This is a genomic window from Sodalis sp. RH20 (assembly GCF_047324205.1).
Lineage (GTDB): Bacteria > Pseudomonadota > Gammaproteobacteria > Enterobacterales > Enterobacteriaceae > Acerihabitans.
Genome location: NZ_CP178733.1, coordinates 1588380 through 1606283, shown reverse-complemented (window position 1 = coordinate 1606283; position 17904 = coordinate 1588380). Strand labels below are relative to the sequence as shown.

The 17904-nt window shown below is 59.0% G+C and carries 14 protein-coding genes; 13 read left to right on the top strand and 1 reads right to left on the bottom strand.

The window, feature by feature from the left end:
- Nucleotides 1-54 precede the first annotated feature (54 nt).
- The 3 genes from ACL2XM_RS07535 (at nucleotide 55) to ACL2XM_RS07525 (ending at nucleotide 3777) form a co-directional block, all read left to right on the top strand.
- A complete protein-coding gene (locus ACL2XM_RS07535; RefSeq protein WP_413732669.1) occupies nucleotides 55-972 on the top strand; it encodes an alpha/beta fold hydrolase in 918 nt (305 codons plus the stop codon).
- Between the two features lie 367 nt (nucleotides 973-1339).
- Nucleotides 1340-2236, top strand: a complete 897-nt coding sequence (locus tag ACL2XM_RS07530; RefSeq protein WP_413732667.1) for a Kdo hydroxylase family protein — start codon at nucleotides 1340-1342, stop codon at nucleotides 2234-2236.
- Between the two features lie 110 nt (nucleotides 2237-2346).
- The gene (locus ACL2XM_RS07525; RefSeq protein ID WP_410014713.1) at nucleotides 2347-3777 is read left to right on the top strand and encodes an EmmdR/YeeO family multidrug/toxin efflux MATE transporter; all 1431 of its coding nucleotides are present in this window, start codon (nucleotides 2347-2349) and stop codon (nucleotides 3775-3777) included.
- Nucleotides 3778-3858: 81 nt separating this feature from the next.
- On the opposite strand, the gene ACL2XM_RS07520 is transcribed toward ACL2XM_RS07525, so the two are convergent.
- Nucleotides 3859-5313 carry a DASS family sodium-coupled anion symporter gene (locus tag ACL2XM_RS07520; protein WP_410014712.1) on the bottom strand — a complete coding sequence of 485 codons (1455 nt, stop codon included), beginning with the start codon at nucleotides 5311-5313 and terminating at the stop codon, nucleotides 3859-3861.
- A gap of 484 nt (nucleotides 5314-5797) precedes the next feature.
- On the opposite strand from ACL2XM_RS07520, the gene ACL2XM_RS07515 reads away from it, so the two are divergent.
- The 10 genes from ACL2XM_RS07515 (at nucleotide 5798) to ACL2XM_RS07470 (ending at nucleotide 17895) form a co-directional block, all read left to right on the top strand.
- Nucleotides 5798-6553 carry a DUF2461 domain-containing protein gene (locus ACL2XM_RS07515; RefSeq protein WP_413732665.1) on the top strand — a complete coding sequence of 252 codons (756 nt, stop codon included), beginning with the start codon at nucleotides 5798-5800 and terminating at the stop codon, nucleotides 6551-6553.
- Between the two features lie 68 nt (nucleotides 6554-6621).
- The gene (locus ACL2XM_RS07510) at nucleotides 6622-7497 is read left to right on the top strand and encodes an EamA family transporter (RefSeq protein ID WP_410014710.1); all 876 of its coding nucleotides are present in this window, start codon (nucleotides 6622-6624) and stop codon (nucleotides 7495-7497) included.
- Nucleotides 7498-7563: 66 nt separating this feature from the next.
- Entirely contained in the window at nucleotides 7564-8145 is a 582-nt protein-coding gene (locus tag ACL2XM_RS07505; protein ID WP_413728194.1) for a DUF1349 domain-containing protein, read from the top strand.
- 602 nt (nucleotides 8146-8747) lie between these two features.
- Nucleotides 8748-10049, top strand: a complete 1302-nt coding sequence (locus ACL2XM_RS07500) for an anaerobic C4-dicarboxylate transporter (RefSeq protein WP_410014709.1) — start codon at nucleotides 8748-8750, stop codon at nucleotides 10047-10049.
- Nucleotides 10050-10239: 190 nt separating this feature from the next.
- The gene (locus ACL2XM_RS07495) at nucleotides 10240-11574 is read left to right on the top strand and encodes an MFS transporter (protein ID WP_413732664.1); all 1335 of its coding nucleotides are present in this window, start codon (nucleotides 10240-10242) and stop codon (nucleotides 11572-11574) included.
- 187 nt (nucleotides 11575-11761) lie between these two features.
- On the top strand, nucleotides 11762-12976 hold the full coding sequence (manD, locus tag ACL2XM_RS07490; protein WP_331123072.1) for a D-mannonate dehydratase ManD: 1215 nt from the start codon (nucleotides 11762-11764) through the stop codon (nucleotides 12974-12976).
- Nucleotides 12977-12990: 14 nt separating this feature from the next.
- Nucleotides 12991-14004, top strand: a complete 1014-nt coding sequence (locus ACL2XM_RS07485) for a Zn-dependent oxidoreductase (protein WP_410014707.1) — start codon at nucleotides 12991-12993, stop codon at nucleotides 14002-14004.
- A 77-nt stretch (nucleotides 14005-14081) separates the two neighbouring features.
- Nucleotides 14082-15554: a mannitol dehydrogenase family protein gene (locus ACL2XM_RS07480; RefSeq protein WP_413733205.1), complete on the top strand. Its 1473-nt coding sequence runs from the start codon at nucleotides 14082-14084 to the stop codon at nucleotides 15552-15554.
- 294 nt (nucleotides 15555-15848) lie between these two features.
- Nucleotides 15849-17201: an MFS transporter gene (locus ACL2XM_RS07475; protein ID WP_410014706.1), complete on the top strand. Its 1353-nt coding sequence runs from the start codon at nucleotides 15849-15851 to the stop codon at nucleotides 17199-17201.
- A gap of 1 nt (nucleotide 17202) precedes the next feature.
- Nucleotides 17203-17895: a cyclase family protein gene (locus ACL2XM_RS07470; protein WP_413723028.1), complete on the top strand. Its 693-nt coding sequence runs from the start codon at nucleotides 17203-17205 to the stop codon at nucleotides 17893-17895.
- Nucleotides 17896-17904 lie beyond the last annotated feature (9 nt).

Below are 17904 nucleotides of genomic sequence, written 5' to 3'. Positions count from 1 at the left end.
CAACCGTTCTATACTGACTTATCACCTTGCGGCATACACCACAGGAGCGCCCTGATGAAACTTCCCGCGACAAGGCACGTGCGCACCCCCATGCTCGACCTGGCTTATGAGGAATATGGTCCGCGGGACGGCGCGGCGGTGATTTTACTGCATGGCTTTCCCTACGATCCGCGCGCCTATGATGACGTGGCGCCTGGGCTGGTCGCGCGGGGCTACCGGGTGATGGTGCCTTATCTGCGCGGCTACGGCCCCACCCGGTTTATCAACGACAGCGTCATGCGCTCGGGGCAGCAGGCCGCCCTGGCCCGTGATCTGCTGGATATGATGGACGCGCTGTCGCTGGAGAAGGCCGTCCTGGCGGGCTATGACTGGGGCGGGCGCGCGGCCTGTATCCTCGCCGCTCTTTGGCCCGCCAGGGTGACGGCCCTGGTCAGCGCGGGCGGTTACAATATCCAGGATATCGCCGCTTCAGCCGCGCCGCAGGATCCCGAGGCGGAGCACCGGTACTGGTACCAATATTATTTCCATACCCCGCGCGGCCGCGCCGGACTGACGGCCAACCGGGCGGCATTTTGCCGCCTGCTGTGGCGGTTATGGTCGCCTTCCTGGCATTTTACCGACGCCGCCTACGCGCGCACCGCCGCCTCATTCGACAACCCGGATTTTGTCGAGGTGGTGATCCATTCCTACCGCCACCGGTACGGCTATATGGCGGGAGATCCCCTACTGCAGCCGATCGAGGATCGGTTACAACGCCTGCCGGTTATCGCGGTGCCCACCATTTCGCTATGCGGTCTTGACGACGGCGTGGGCGCGGGTCTCGACACCGGCGCGCCGGGCGGCGCCGATCCCGATCGCGATAAATTTTCCGCCTATTATCAACGGCGCCTGTTAGCGGGCATCGGGCATAATATTCCCCAGGAAGCGCCGCAGGCCGTAGTGGACGCCATCGTGGATTTACTGAACCTGTAACGGCGCGGTTTATTGCATGACGGATACGGCATTAATTAAAATGATATATCGCCGGGAAGTTATACATTAATAAGGGTGACCGTAACCATCATAGCGATTTTTCACTGGTCTGGTTACCCTGTCATTCCACGCCGCGTGGCGTGATGGCGAGCGCGGTAAAACATAAATTTATCTGGTGCTTATTTGGCGACTGTTTATTTCCTTGTCTCATTTACGATTATAATTATTCAATTAATAACTTGGCAAATTATTGCTCCGGCTCCCGAAATATATCTCTAAATAATAGTAATGTTGGATAAAAGTATTATCCAGTCGCAATGACCGCCGAAAAAAATAACCGGATCGTCCGTTTATACCAGGAATTATTATGCCGAACTCAATAGCCTATGAGCTTGCCGTGATGACGCTGCCTTACCAGCAATGGCACCTTGACCGGCCAGACGCGTCCGCCGTCGTCGCGGCGCTGGAAGAGGGCAAAATTCTGTATTTACCCCGCTTGTCTTTTATATTAACCCCGCAAGAAGAGGCCTTGCTCGATCCCGTCCTGCTGGAGCCGGAACGCAAAAATATCAGCTATTGGCCCGATCGCGACCGGCTGGACGGCGTGGCGGCGCCGGAGCAGCGTCCGGCGGCGCGGCAACTGCTGCAGCGTTATTATCAGGACTGCCGCGCCCTGATGGCGTCATTGCTGCCGGCCTACCTTGACGCCTGCCACAGCCCGGCCGGTACCCTGCGACTGCATCAGGTCGCCGACTGGCGCGCCAGGGCCTCCTGGCGCAAGGATGATAGCCGCCTGCACGTGGACGCCTTTCCTTCACGGCCCAACCGCGGCGAGCGCATACTGCGCGTTTTCACCAATATCAATCCTTATGGCATAAGCCGTACCTGGCGCATCGGCGAGCCCTTTCCCCAGCTGGCGCAGCGTTTTCTGCCGCGGCTCAGGCGCTATTCCCCTTTGGCAAGCTGGTGGCTAAACGCCGTTGGCATCACCAAAACACGCCGCAGCCGTTACGATCATCTGATGCTGCAATTGCATGACGCCATGAAAGCCGATGCGAACTATCAGCGCGACGGCCCGCAGTTGGTGATGGCATTCCCGCCGGGCAGCACCTGGATCTGTTTTTCCGATCAAACGCCCCACGCGGCGATGGACGGACAATTCCTGCTTGAACAGACTTTTATGCTGCCGTTGTCCGCCATGCGCGATCCCAGGCGGGCACCGTTAAGCGTGTTGCAATCCCTCGTGCACGAATCCCTCATCTAGCCCGGGCGTCAGCGCCCGTCACATCTGCTGATTAAAAAGACTTTGCAAATTCACAGGTCTTTTACCATCATCAAGTAAAGCGCCCGTCTTTTTCTACAGCTGGAACTATCTTGCAAAACATCACAGTAGCGTTGCGGCACGCCATCGAGCGTACGGCGTGGTATCCCAAACGGCATTCCTATCGGGTGCTGTTCTGGCGAGAAATCACCCCGCTCGCGGTGCCGATCCTGTTCGAAAATATGTGCGTCTTGCTGATGGGGGTGTTGAGCACGTTCCTGGTCAGTTGGCTGGGCAAGGAAGCCATGGCCGGCGTGGGCCTGGCCGACAGTTTTAACATGGTGATCATCGCGTTTTTCGCCGCCGTGGATCTGGGCACCACGGTGGTGGTGGCGTTCAGCCTGGGGAAACTCAATCCCCAGCGGGCACGCGCCGCCACCAGGCAATCGCTGGCGCTGATGACGGTGATCGCCGTGCTGCTGGCGCTGGGAATCGAATTCTACGGCCAGGCGATTATCGATGTGATCGCCGGCAGCGCCGCGCCGCAGGTGAAAGCCCTGGCGTTAAGCTACCTGAAAATCACCGCCTGGAGCTATCCGGCCGCCGCCATCGCGCTTATCGGCAGCGGCGCGCTGCGCGGCGCGGGCAATACCAAGATCCCGATGCTTATCAACGGCGGGATGAATATCCTCAATATTATTATCAGCACTATCCTGATTTACGGCGTGTTTTCATGGCCGGGACTGGGGTTTATCGGCGCCGGCCTGGGACTGACCATCACCCGCTATATCGGCGCGGCGGCGGTAATTTACGTACTGATGATCGGGTTTAACCCGGCGCTGAAAATTTCGCTGAAGAGCTATTTTTACCGGCTGGACACCAGCATCCTGAAGGAAGTGCTGGGCATCGGTATTCCCGCCAGTATTGAATCAGTGCTGTTTAACGGCGGCAAGCTGCTGACCCAGGTGTTCGTGGCGGGTATGGGCACCGATGTGATTGCCGGCAATTTCATCGCTTTTTCCATCGCTTCCCTGATCAATTTGCCCGGCAATGCGTTGGGGTCCGCCGCGACCATTATTGTCGGCACGCGTTTGGGAAAACGCCAGCGCGGCCAGGCGGAACGCCAGTTGAAGCATATCTTCTGGCTGTCCACCCTGGGATTATCGCTGATCGCCTTCCTCTCGGTGCCGTTCGCCGGTCTGCTGGCCGCGTTTTATACCCGCGAGGAGGATGTTATCCACGTGGTGAAAATACTGGTCTGGCTTAACGCCGCGTTTATGCCGTTCTGGGCCGCGTCATGGGTCTTGCCTGCGGGGCTGAAGGGCGCGCGCGACGCGCGTTTCACCATGTGGATATCCATGCTTGGCATGTGGGGATGCCGCATCGTGGCGGGATATACGCTTGGGATCGTGCTGGGTTTCGGCGTGGTGGGCATTTGGCTGGGAATGTTCCTGGACTGGATTGTGCGCGGCCTGTTTTTCTACTGGCGCCTGGCCAGCGGCCGCTGGCTGAAAAAATACCCTAAACTCCGCTCGACCTCCTGACGCGCGCCCGGTGGGGTTTGCGCCGGGAAAATACTATCCCGGCGCCGCCAGGGCAATGCCGGGATAAGCCCTGGATGCGGATTAATACAGCCCCAGCACCCGCCACCAGGTCAGGCCCACGCCCATAAAAATAATCTGGTTGATCACGCTGACCACAAAACCGGTGCGCCACCAGACACGGGTCGGCACATAGCCGGCGCCAAACAGGATGGGACCGCGCGCATGGGTATACTGGGTTAGGGAACAATACAGGCTGCTGGTAAACGCCAGCATAAAGGCCATGGGCAGCACCGGAATGCCGAGCGTCATGCCGACGGCCAGGAATACCGCATACAGCGCCGCAATCTGCGCATTGCCGCTGGCGAAAAAATAATGCGTATAAAGATAGGCGGCGTTCAGCAGCAGCAGTACCCAGACCCAGCTGGTCCCGGCCATAAGGTGGCCGATATTGGTGCCGATCAGATCGCCGAACCAAGTGGTGAACCCCAGATTTTTCAGCTGGTTGGCCATCATCAGCAGCGCGGCGAACCACACCAGCGTATCCCAGGCGCCCTTCTCGCTTTTAATCTCTTCCCAGGTTAGGACACCGGTCAGCAGCAAAAAGGACAGGCCGACAAAGGACGCGGTGGTGGGGTCGATGCCAAGCCAGGTGCCAAAAATCCACAGCACCAGCAGCAGCAGCACCGTTGCCAGCATTAACCATTCGCCCTTGCCCAGCGGCCCCATTTTTTCCAGCTCGGCGGCGGCGAATACCGGCGCGTCCGGGGTTTTTTTGATCTCCGGGCGAACCAGATAATAAATGCAGGGCGGGACGATAAGCAGCGACACCACGCAGGGCAGCAGCGCGGCCATAAACCAGCCGAACCAGGTGATATGGATGCCGGCATTGGCCGCCAGTTTGACCGCCAGCAGATTGCCGGTATAGGCGGTCATAAACAGCGCCGAGGTAATATCGTTGACATTGCCGATGCACACGATGAGAAAGGTGCCGATCTTGCTGCGCGAGGCATCGTCCGGATGCGAATTAAAACTGCGCGCCAGGGAATCGGCGATGGGATAGATCACCCCGCCGCAGCGCGCGGTGTTGCTGGGCATGGCCGGCGCCAGCAGCAGGTCGGCAAACGCCAGCCCGTAGGCCAGGCCGAGGGTGCGCTTGCCCAACAGGCGAATCAGCATCAACGCCACGCGCCGCCCAAGCCCGGTCTTGATAAACCCGCGCGCAATCATGAACGCGACCACGATAAGCCAGATAAGCGAACTGTTCAGCTCGCTGAGGGCCGTCACGATGGCGCCGCTGGCGGTTTTATCACCCGCCGCATACGTCAGGGCAAAAATAGTGATGCTGATAATGCCAATGGCGCCGATGGGCAGGACGTTGGCGACGATGGCGACGATGGTGGCGACAAATATCACCGCGGAATGCCAGGCGGCCGCGCTGAGGCCGGTTGGCGGCGTAAGCGGCCACAGCGCCAGCGCGATGGCGACAATCACCACCAGGGGCAGCCAGCTCAGGCCATAAGACGTTTTTATCTTCACCGGAACTCTTCCTATATTTGCGTTAGGTTGACGAGAGTGAAATCAATTTTAAAAAAATGATTTCATTGTGAATAATTCTTATTTGAACGGAACACGGCCCACCCTTAAATCGTTTATTGAACAGGGTAGAAAATATTATTGATAAAATGCGTCAATCCGGTTTATTAAATTGTTTCCTGAATACTGCCGCGGCCGGATCATGCTGAGGCCTGTCAGGACGTTGCCAAACATAGTAATGCAATCTTATTTTAATTAAAAAGAGAAAAAAACGGCGCGCAGGTTAGGTTGATCTATATCAACCCTTTTTGGGTGATGCGCCTGATTTTGCCTATCGTCAGGGAAATTTCATTTTTTATTGTAACAATATTTAACGCATTATTTCCCGTCCATGGAATTTATCCGCCGGCCATGGCGCCAATCGCGTTATCCCCGCGGGCGCCGTCCGGCGAAAATCCGGTTGAAAGGTCAGGACCGACTCGCCACAATGGCTATAGCAACCGCGGGAAACCGTCCCAATCACATTAAGGTCGTCACAGTGCCGTCGTCTTCTTTCCAGGGTTTTACGCCCACCGGGCTGGAATTTCTGCAACAGGTGGTCAAGGAAAACAGCAAGGAGTGGTTCGAGTCTCATCGCGGGGAGTATCAGCGCCATCTGCTGGCCCCGTTTCGCGCCCTGGTGGAGGATCTTGCCCCGGCGATGCTGGCCATCGACGACCAGGTCGAAACGCGCCCGGCGGTGGGCAAAACGCTGTCGCGCATGTATCGCGATACCCGGTTTTCCCGCGATAAATCGCTGTTTCGCAATCGGATGTGGCTGACCTTTAAACGCCATTCAAAGGAATGGACCGACGCGCCGGTGTTTTTTTTCGAAATCACCCCCGATTTTTTTCATTATGGCCTGGGCTATTACTCCGCCAGCAAAGCCACCATGGACCGTTTTCGCCACCTGATGCTGCGCCAGCCGGAAGAGTTTGCCCGCGCCGCCGCCTGCGCGCGCGCGCCGTTTGCGCTGGCCGGCGAAAGCTATAAACGGCCGCTGATCAAAGACCAGGATCCGGCGCTGGCGAGCTGGTACAATCGCAAATCCTTTGCCGTGATGACGACGGATAATAATATCGCCTCCCTGTTTTCACCGGCGCTGGCTTCGCGGCTGATGCGGGATTTTACCCGCCTGCAGCCGCTGTACGCGCTGCTGATGCGCGTGGAAACCCTCAAACAGGTGCCGCTGGAAGATCTCTGAACCGCCGCGCACGGAAGATAACTGGCGCCTGTCACCGGGTTAAATCATCACATTAAAGGGAACGTCTCATGTCATCCTCCGCCGCCGCCAGACTGATTCCCTTTCTGTTGGTATTGGGTTCCATATTGTCGCTCAGCATCGGTTCCTCGCTTGCCAAGGCGCTGCTGTTTCCCCTGATCGGCGCCACCGGCACCACCGCGCTCAGGACGGGGTTTTCCGCCATCGTCCTGATGTTGCTGTGGCGTCCCTGGCGGGCGTCAATCACCTTACGCGAATATCAATCCATCGCCCTTTACGGCCTGACGCTTGGGATGATGAACCTGTGCTTTTATCTCGCCCTCGAAAGCATCCCGTTCGGCCTGGCGGTGGCGATTGAATTTGTCGGCCCCCTGGCCGTTACCGTACTGTATTCCCGCAAACTCAGCGATTTTATTTGGATAGCCCTGGCCGTTACCGGCGTTCTGCTGCTGTTGCCGCTGCGCGGCAACGACAGCGGGCTGCCGCTGTCCGGCGTGCTGTTTGCGCTGGCCGCCGCGTTATGCTGGGCGCTGTATATTGTGTTCGGCAAGACCGTCAGCCACCTGCACTCGGGCCAAACCGTGGCCGTCGGCCTGGTGTTCGCCTCGATGGTCACCTTGCCGGTGGGCATGATGGATGCCGGCGCCATCCTTACCCGTCCCGACCTGCTGGCCATGGGGCTGCTTATCGCCCTGCTCTCCAGTTCCCTGCCGATGACGCTGGAAATGGCCGCTTTAAAGCGGCTGCCGCATAAGGCCTTCGGAATCCTGGTCAGCATGGAGCCGGCCGTCGCGGCGCTGGTGGCCTTTGTCATGCTGTCGGAAACCCTGACGCCGACCCAGATTATCGCCGTCGTATTTTCCATTACGGCGGGCATGGGCAGCGCCATCACCGCGCGCGGCAGCGTCGAAACCGTGGTGACCTAGGCTTAATTTGCGCGTATCAAGGACGTCAGCTACTCTTTTCTGCGGACAATAACCCAGGGAGAGGCGATGATGGATTTTTCAGGCTGGCGCTGGTTGAACGAGCCGGATCAATGGGCCCTGAACGGGTCGGTGCTGCGGGTGGCGACCAACGGCAAGACGGATTTCTGGCAACGGACCTGGTACGGATTCCAGCGTCATTCCGGCCATGTGTTCGGCTGCGATATGCGCGCGGATTTCACATTGCAGGCGCGCGTGCGCGGCGATTATCGCCGGTTATACGATCAGGCCGGCCTGATGGTGCTTAAGGACCAGAGGCATTGGCTGAAAGCGGGGATCGAATATACCGACGACCAGCCGATGATGGGCAGCGTGCTGACCGCGCCGGACTCCGACTGGTCAAGCATGCCGTTCGCGGGCGACGCCGGCTGTTTTTGGCTGCGTCTGACGCTCGCCGACGGCTGCGTGCGGCTGCAATATTCCGCCGACGGGAAATACTGGCCGCTGCTGCGCCTTTGCCCGTTTCCGTCCGCGCCGCCCTGGTTCGCCGGCGTGATGTGCTGCACGCCGGAACGCGCGGGGCTGACGGTCGCCTTCGACGATATCCGCCTCGGCAAGCCGCAGGCGAAAGACCTGCACGATTTGACATAACCCGCACCGCCCTCCCTGCCGGCCCCAAGCCCGCGCGGAAAACCCTTTCACCGCAATGCGGACCCTGCTCTCCAGGGAGCTGACCGTATCCGGCTTAGCGCCATACTGTTGCACGGTGACCTACAGCGTCCCCCCATCCGGTAACGCCGGCGCACCGTTGGGATTTTTTCAGCCCTATACCGCACATCGCAATCACACCCGCCAGCCGCTGTCCGTTGCCGGTAATGCCTGAACCTACCCTAGACGGGCGCGATAATTCTGAAGGATTTGTGAGAATAATCGCAGATATCACATTCTGTCGTTTTCACGACCGTGGATAGTGATATGGCGACATGTATTGCCGTAAAAACAGCATATGATTGGGCCAGAAATAATAATCATGGTTGATCCGTTTGGAAATACAGCCAATAGCCCTATTTTTACCGATCTGCTCGTCAATACGATGCTTAAAAGGAGATTTGCATGTTAAACGCTCGTCCCAGCGGCCCTATTTGCTTCACACTTCAGGTCTTTCCGGTATTTTTCCATGACAGTCTCTCTTCTCCTGGCGGGATAAGACCGGCGGCGATAGGGTTCAGGTCCCAGCCACGGGGAGGCCGGTTATGCTAGCGGTCGAACTTATCATTGTCTTACTGGCTATTTTCCTCGGCGCCCGCCTGGGCGGTATCGGCATCGGCTTTGCCGGCGGCCTCGGCGTGCTGGTCCTGGCGATGCTCGGGGTTAAACCCGGCAGCATCCCGTTCGACGTCATCTCCATCATCATGGCGGTTATCGCCGCCATCGCCGCCATGCAGGTCGCCGGCGGCATGGATTACCTGGTACAGCAAACGGAAAAAATACTGCGTAAAAACCCCCGGCACATTACGCTGCTGGCGCCGGTGGTGACCTATTTCCTGACCCTGTTTGCCGGCACCGGCAATATTTCGCTTTCCGCCCTGCCGGTGATTGCGGAAGTGGCCAAGGAACAGGGCATTAAACCCTGCCGTCCCCTCTCCACCGCGGTGGTCTCCGCGCAAATCGCCATTACCGCCTCGCCGATATCCGCGGCGGTGGTGTATATGTCGTCCGTGATGGAAAGCCATGGCGTGAGCTATATCCACCTGTTGTCGGTGGTCATTCCCTCCACCTTTTGCGGCGTGGTGCTGATGTCGCTGCTGGTCGGGAGACTGTTTAACGCCAGGCTGTCCGATGACCCGGTTTATCTGAAACGGCTTGAGGACGGCCTGGTCGCCCTGCGCGGCAACCAGGTGACGCAGATCAAGCCGCGGGCGAAAATATCGGTGCTGCTGTTCCTTGCCGGCGTGCTGGGCGTCGTCGCCTACGCCATTATCAACAGTCCCGGCCTCGGCCTGGTGGCAACCCCGGTCATGACCACCACCAGCGCCATCCTTATCATTATGCTCAGCGTCGCCACCCTGATTACCCTCACCTGCGCCGTCGCCACCGAAGCGGTGATCAATTCCAGCACCTTTAAGGCGGGAATGAGCGCCTGTATCTGTATCCTGGGCGTGGCCTGGCTGGGCGATACGTTTGTCCAGGCCAATTTGGATTGGATCAAAACGACGGCGGGCGGCGTTATCCAGGGCCATCCCTGGCTGCTGGCGGTGATTTTCTTTTTCTGCTCCGCACTGCTGTATTCGCAGGCCGCCACCGCCAAGGCGCTGATGCCGATGGCGCTGGCGCTGAACGTCTCGCCCCTGACCGTGGTGGCGTCGTTTGCCGCTGTCTCGGGGCTGTTTATCCTGCCGACCTATCCTACCCTGGTGGCGGCGGTACAGATGGACGATACCGGCACCACCCGTATTGGCCGGTTTGTCTTTAACCATCCGTTCTTTATTCCCGGCACGCTGGGCGTCACCTTCTCGGTGGTGTTCGGTTTCCTGCTCGGCAGCCTTATTCTTTAACCCCCCCGGCCCCGGCATGGGGCCGCTTTCCCTTTCCTGCTGATGAGTGCACGCCATGGCGGCGGTTTTGGCTAAAAATGTGATCGCCGCTGAAAAATGACCATTTATTACTTGTATGGTAGTTGGTTCAGAACTATTTTTCCTGTTGCATTCCCTCCGGCATGACCTCCCCCTACTGAAAGGTGAAAACATGGCGACTCAGACAGAAACGCTCAGCGAAAAAGACTCACGGTCGTTGATACGCCGCGTTGCCAGCGCGTCGGCCATCGGCACGGCGGCGGAATATTATGATTTTTTTGCCTACGGCACCGCCGCGGTGCTGTTTTTCGGTCATCTGTTTTTTCCCAGCAGCGACCCGCTGGTCAGCACCCTGGCGGCCTTCGCCACCTATGCGGTGGGCTTTTTGGCGCGCCCCGTCGGCGGCATCGTCTTCGGCCATATCGGCGATAAAGTCGGGCGCAAGAAAGCGCTGGTGATCACCATTTTGATCGTCGGTCTCGGTACCTTTTGCATCGGCCTGCTGCCCACCTATGAGAAAATCGGCGTTTGGGCGCCGGTGCTGCTGATCCTAATCCGTATATTGCAGGGGTTCGGCGTCGGCGGCGAACAGGCGGGAGCGGTGCTGATGACCGCCGAGTATTCACAGCCCGCCCGGCGCGGCTTTTTTGCCAGCTGGGTGCAAATCGGCGCGCCGCTGGGCTTTTTATTGCCGCTGGCGTTGTTTGCCGCGCTGAACGCCGGCCTGTCCCCCGAGCAGATGATGAGCTTCGGCTGGCGCATTCCGTTCCTGCTCAGCCTGCTGCTGGTGGTGGTGGGGCTGTTTATCCGCCTGCGTATCGACGAGTCGCCGGTGTTCGCTAAAATCCGCGCCACCAAAGCCGTGGAGTCGCGTCCGGTCATGGAAGTGATCCGCGACTTTCCCGGCATCGTCGTCAAGGGGGTGTGCGCGAAGCTGATTGAAGCCTGCGTCTTCGCCATGTTTACCGTGATTGTGCTGGCCTACGTCAAGGCCAATAATCTCAGTACCAACCTGCTGATGGAAACCATGATTATCGCCGTGGCGCTGGAGATCCCCGCCATCCCGCTAATGGGGCATCTGTCGGATCGCCTGGGGCGCAAACCCGTTTATATGGCGGGCGCGCTGCTGCAGGTGATTATGATCGTGCCGTTTTTCCTGGCCATTAACCAGGACAGTTTCTGGCTGACGCAGCTGGTGATGATACTGGTGCTGACCCTTGGGCATAGCATGTGCTACGCGCCGCAGGCGTCTTTTTTCCCCGAACTGTTCCCAACCCATATCCGCTGCAGCGGCATCGCCCTTATTTGGCAAATCGGCTCGTTGATCGGCAGCGGCGTGCTCGGCCTGGTGGCGGTAAAAATATTGCAGGTCACCGGCGGGCATTATTACGGTCTGGCGATGTATGTCACGGTGCTGGGGGTGGCGTCGGTAATAGGCCTGGCGCTGATGCCGGAGACGGCGCCGCTGCGGCGCAAGCAAGAATACCAGGACTGGACCAGGCATTAAGCGGGGGGCCCGCGTTAGCACGTGCGTGTTGTAGCACTGCGTTGGCGGGCATAGCGCCCCGGCGAATGAGGGATAGGGCGAGATAAACGTAAAAATGTGATCAATGTAGCAAAAATACCTTAACGTAACTTGTATGGTAGTATGCATTGATTAGTGGTCAACCTGTTTGTTGCTAAGGGTCATATTGATGAAAATTGTAAAAGCGGAAGTCTTTGTCACCTGCCCCGGCAGAAATTTTGTGACGTTGAAAATCACCACCGACGACGGCCTCACGGGGCTGGGCGACGCCACGCTTAATGGCCGCGAACTGCCGGTAGCCTCCTATCTTAAGGACCATGTCTGTCCGCAGTTGATCGGCCGCGACGCCCATCAAATCGAGGATATCTGGCAATTCTTTTATAAAGGCGCCTACTGGCGGCGCGGGCCGGTGACCATGTCCGCCATTTCCGCCGTGGATATGGCGCTGTGGGACATTAAGGCCAAGGCCGCGAATATGCCGCTATACCAGCTGTTGGGCGGCGCGTCGCGAACCGGCGTCATGGTGTACTGCCATACCACCGGCCATACTATAGACGAAGTGCTGGACGATTACGCCAAACATCAGGAAATGGGCTTCAAGGCCATTCGCGTGCAGTGCGGCGTGCCCGGCATGAAAACCACCTACGGCATGGCCAAGGGCAAAGGCCTGGCCTACGAGCCGGCCACCAAGGGCAGCTGGCCGGAAGAGCAGCTGTGGTCGACGGAAAAATACCTCGATTTTACCCCGCAGCTGTTCGCGGCGGTGCGTGAGAAATTCGGCTTTAATGAACACCTGCTGCACGATATGCACCATCGCCTGACGCCCATCGAAGCCGCCCGCTTCGGTAAAAGCGTCGAGCCCTACCGCCTGTTCTGGATGGAAGATCCCACGCCGGCGGAGAACCAGTCCAGTTTCCGCCTGATCCGCCAGCACACCGTGACGCCGATTGCGGTGGGCGAAGTCTTCAACAGTATCTGGGATTGTAAACAGCTTATCGAAGAGCAGCTGATCGACTATATCCGCACCACCATTACCCATGCGGGCGGCATTACCGGCATGCGCCGGATTGCGGATTTCGCCTCGCTTTACCAGGTGCGCACCGGCTCGCACGGCCCGTCCGACCTTTCGCCGGTCTGCATGGCGGCGGCGCTGCATTTTGACCTGTGGGTGCCTAACTTCGGCGTACAGGAATATATGGGGTATAGCGAACAGATGCTGGAAGTGTTCCCGCATAACTGGACGTTTGACGACGGTTATATGCATCCGGGCGACAAGCCGGGGCTGGGCATCGAATTCGATGAAAAACTGGCGGCGAAATACCCCTATGAACCGGCCCATTTACCGGTGGCGCGTCTGGAAGACGGCACCTTGTGGAACTGGTAACAGGAGAAGCGGCGATGAACAGCGTAGTTATCGAACAACCCGGCAAACTGGCGATCCAGCAGCGCGCGATCCCGCAACCCGCCGCCGGTGAAGTGCGCGTGCGGGTAAAATATGCCGGCATCTGCGGCTCCGATGTGCACATTTACCATGGACACAACCCTTTCGCCAAATATCCCCGGGTTATCGGCCATGAGTTTTTCGGCGAAATCGACGCGGTGGGCGCGGGCGTGGACGCGGGCCGTATCGGCGAACGGGTGGCGGTCGATCCGGTCGTCAGCTGCGGCCATTGCTATCCCTGCTCGGTGGGACGGCCGAATGTGTGTACCGAACTGTCGGTTATCGGCGTGCACCGCGACGGCGGCTTTAGCGAGTACGCCTGCGCGCCGGCTGAAAATGCCTACGTCATCCCGGCGGAAATACCGGACCAGGTGGCCAGCATGGTGGAGCCGTTTACCATCGCCGCCAATATTACCGCCTTTTTGCAGCCCACACCGCGCGACGTGGCGCTGGTGTATGGCGCCGGACCGATGGGCCTGACCGCTGTACAGGTGCTGAAAGGGGTGTATGGTGTCAGCCGGGTAATCGTCGCCGACCGCATCGCGGAACGTCTTGAGATGGCGCTGGACAGCGGCGCCGACCAGGTGATCAACAATACCGGCCTGTCCTTGCAGGACGCGCTGGCGCAACAGGGCATCCGGCCGACGCTGGTGATTGATGCCGCCTGCCACCCCGCCATCCTGCAGGAGGCGGTCAATCTCGCCTCGCCGGCGGCGCGCATCGGCCTGCTGGGATTTTCCGGCGAGGCGAGCAGCGTGACGCAGCAGAGCATCACCAGTAAGGAAATCTCTATTTTCACCTCGCGCCTGAACAGCCACCGTTTTCCCCAGGTTATCGAGTGGATGGTGCAGGGCAAGATCGATGTGGCCAAATTGATTACCCATTATATGGACGCAGCGGAAGTGGAAGCCGCATTGACGATATTCGAGAAAGATCAGCGCCATTGCTGCAAGGTCATCTTGAAATTCTGATGTGGTGATCCAGGCGATGGCCCCCGGCCATCGCCGCGCTGTCCCTTTTTCATTTCAACACCGAGCCTATGATTATGATGACATTATCAGCAACAAGTCCCGTGGCCGAGGGCGTCAGCACGCCGAAATACGATCGCGACCGCATCAAGACACGTATCGTCCATCTCGGATTCGGCGCGTTCCATCGCGCGCACCAAGGGGTATACGCCGACCGGCTGGCGGCGGAGCATGGCAGCGACTGGGGCTATTGCGAGGTGAACCTGATTGGCGGCGAGAAGCAGATAGCCGATATCCAGCGCCAGGATCTGCTGTATTCGGTTTCGGAAATGGCCGACACGGGCTGGAGCTGCCGCGTGGTGGGCACGGTAAAACGCGCCATGCACCAAAGCGTCGACGGCATCCAGGCCATACTTGACGCCATGGCGCACCCGGACATCGCCATCGTCTCCATTACCGTCACCGAGAAAGGTTACTGCCACCACCCCGCCAGCGGCAAGCTCAACCAGCAGCATCCGCTTATCCAGCATGACCTTGCCCACCCGGATGAGCCGCAGTCGGTGGCCGGCGTGATCGTCGCCGCGCTCAAGCTGCGCCGGCAGCGCGGCTTACCGGCGTTTAGCGTCATGTCGTGCGACAACATGCCGGAGAACGGCCATGTCACGCGCAATGTGGTGCTTGAACTGGCCGCGCTGGAGGATGACGGCCTTGCCCGCTGGATTGAGGGCAACGCCACCTTTCCGTCCACCATGGTAGATCGCATCGTGCCGGCGGTAACGGATGAAACCCTGGCGAAAATACAACAGCTGCTGGGCGTCAACGACCCGGCCGGCGTGGCCTGCGAGCCTTTTTGCCAGTGGGTTATCGAGGATAATTTTGTCCAGGGCCGCCCCGCCTGGGAAAAGGTCGGCGCGGAGCTGGTCAAAGATGTCCTGCCCTACGAGGAAATGAAGCTGCGCATGCTTAACGGCAGCCACTCCTTCCTGGCTTACCTGGGCTACCTGGCCGGTTACCAGCACATCAGCGACTGCATGCAGGATCCGCACTACGTCGCGGCGGCCAGGAAGCTGATGATAAACGAGCAGGCGCCGACGCTGCGCACCGTGGATGTGGATCTCGCGGCCTACGCCGATTCCCTGATAGCGCGCTACCGTAATACCGCCCTGAAACACCGCACCTGGCAGATCGCCATGGACGGCACGCAAAAACTGCCGCAGCGCTGGCTGGATGCGATTCGCTGGCATTTGCGCCAGGGCGACAGCTTTGACTACCTGGCGCTGGGCGTTGCCGGCTGGATGCGGTTTGTCGGCGGCGTCGATGAGCAGGGCCAGCCCATCGAGGTCAGCGATCCGCTGCTTGACCAGCTACAAGGCCTGGTAGCGCAAAGCGAACAAGGCGCGGAACGGGTGCATGCCCTGCTCTCCCTGCAGGCGGTATTCGGCGATGATTTACCCGCCAACCCGCGGTTTATCGCACGGGTGCAGCAGGCCTATCAAACGCTGCTGACCCACGGCGCCCGCGAAACCGTGGCGCAGTGGCCCACGGCGGGCTGACCGGCCCAAGTTTTCTGCCGGCAACGCCGGCCGGGGCGTTGCGCCCCGGCCGTTATCGCGCCTGAACGCGCGCGGCTATCCCGCGGCGGATAACATCGCACCGGCACGCGAACCCGCGCGGGCGGGTTCGCGGCTTATTACGTATCGTCGTTGACACAATATTTATTTCTGTTCTGCCTATAGTGAGAGTCCCCGTTTTTTGCATAACCCAAAACGTCCCAGGCAGTCACCGCAGTCCCCGAAGTTAAGTTTGACCCTGCAATATAATAAAAATCATCGTGAGGAAAATTCAGAATGCACCATCAAGACAGCGATACCACCGCCCCCGGCGGTCATCAGTCCCCCTCCGGGCAGCAACCCGATAACGGCGGCGGTTTTCGCCGGTTCCTGCCGAAGGCGCATCCGATATCCTGGTGGATGCTGGTCATTACCACCCTGGCCATCCTGATGAACTCCATCGACCGGATCATCTTGCCCACGCTGCTGCCGGCTATCATGAAGGATTTCAATCTTAGCGAAATGCAGGCCGGCTGGCTGAATTCCCTGAGTTTTATCGGCACGCTGCTGGGCGCGGTGATTTTCGGGATATTTTCCGATTATATCGGCACCGGCTACAAACGTTGCTATAGCTGGACCGTGGCGGTATTGTTCGAAGTGGTCGCCGGCGTCGCCACCGCCTTTTGCAAAACCCTCGGCGCCTTCCAGTTCCTGCGGGTGATGATGGGCATGGGCACCGGCGGCTCCGAGCCCATCAACGTCGCCCTGCTCGGTGAGTGGTGGCACAAGGAAAACCGCGGGTTCGCCATCGGCGTGCATCATACCGGCTTCCCGCTCGGGCAGTTTATCGGGCCGGCGCTGATTGCGCTGATCCTGGCCTTCGGCACCTGGCGGCAGGCCTTCCTGTTTATCCCGCTGATTGGCCTGAGCATCGTCGTGCTGCAGTTTTTTGTCGGCACGCGAAAAAACCAGGATAAGGTCTATACCTGGATCAAAGACAATAACCTGACGGTGCCGATTGAGGACCACCGGCAAAGCCGGCCCAGCAACCTCAGGCATACCCTGAAGGAATCCTTTTCCTGCCTGAAGAACCGCAACTGCCTGCTGGCCATCGCCCTGATTTTCGGTTTTACCTGGGCGGAGATGGGCATCGCCAATTTCCTTACACTGCAGCTGACGCGTGAGGTGGGGCTGGACCTCTCCACCGCGGCGATTATTTCCGGCGCCTCCGGCATTACCGGCTGGATTGGGCAAATTTTGTGGGGCGGTTATTCCGATATCAAAGGCCGCAGGATTTCACTGTGCGTCATTATCCTGGGATGGATCCTGGCGGCGGCGCTGTGCATGTTTATTACCTCCGCCACCGTCGGCTGGATCATCCTGATTTTCTGGGGGCTGTTTCGCAATTCCCCCTATCCGGTGGCCTACGCGCTGCTGATCGATTCGGCGCCCCAGGCGGCGGCCTCGAGCATGGGTTTGATGATCGGCCTGGCGGTGGGCATCGCGGGCATCCTGGTGGCGCCGACGGCCGGATGGATTATCCATCACTTTGGCTTCGACGTGCATTATATGGTGATCGTCGGCGTGCTGGCCCTCTCCTGTATCCCGCTGTTCCTGATCAAAGAAACGGTCAACGTGAGGAAAATGTGATATGAATACTGAACTGGCCGAGCTGTTGCTGAAGAAAGATATTATCGAGCTGAACCATCTCTATGAAGAATTGATGCCGGTCTGGCCGACCCATCCCAAATTCCATACAAGCAGCGAGGAGACCATCGCCGGCGGCGATGGCAATTATAATACCCTGCTGCATATGGGCGATCATTGCGGCACCCATGTGGATGCGCCCGCCCATTTTATCGCCGGCGGCGCCACCATCGAGACTGTGGCGGCACGGCGGTTAATCGGCCGGGGCATCAAGATTGATGTTTCTTTTCTGCAGGCGAGCCAGGAAATCGCCCTGTCCGCGATCACGGCCTGGGAGGCGCAGAACGGCGCTATCAACGCCGGGGATATCGTGATATTTCGCACCGGCTATGATAAAAAATGGCGCAACAGACCGCACCACCAGGCGTTTATCGCCGATTGGCCCGGACTGTCCGCCGACGGCGCCCGCTATCTGATCGATAAAGGCGTCAACGCCATTGGCACGGACGCCATGTCGTTGGATGCCTATACCAACGCCGATTATCCCTCCCATCACATCGTGCTGGGCGCCGGCGCCTTGATTATCGAAAACCTGGCCAATCTTGACGCCCTGCCGCAGACCTTTTTATTCCTCGCCCTGCCACTGCGCATCAAGGGGGGTTCGGCCTCGCCCATCCGGGCCGTGGCCCTGGTGTGACGGCGCCGG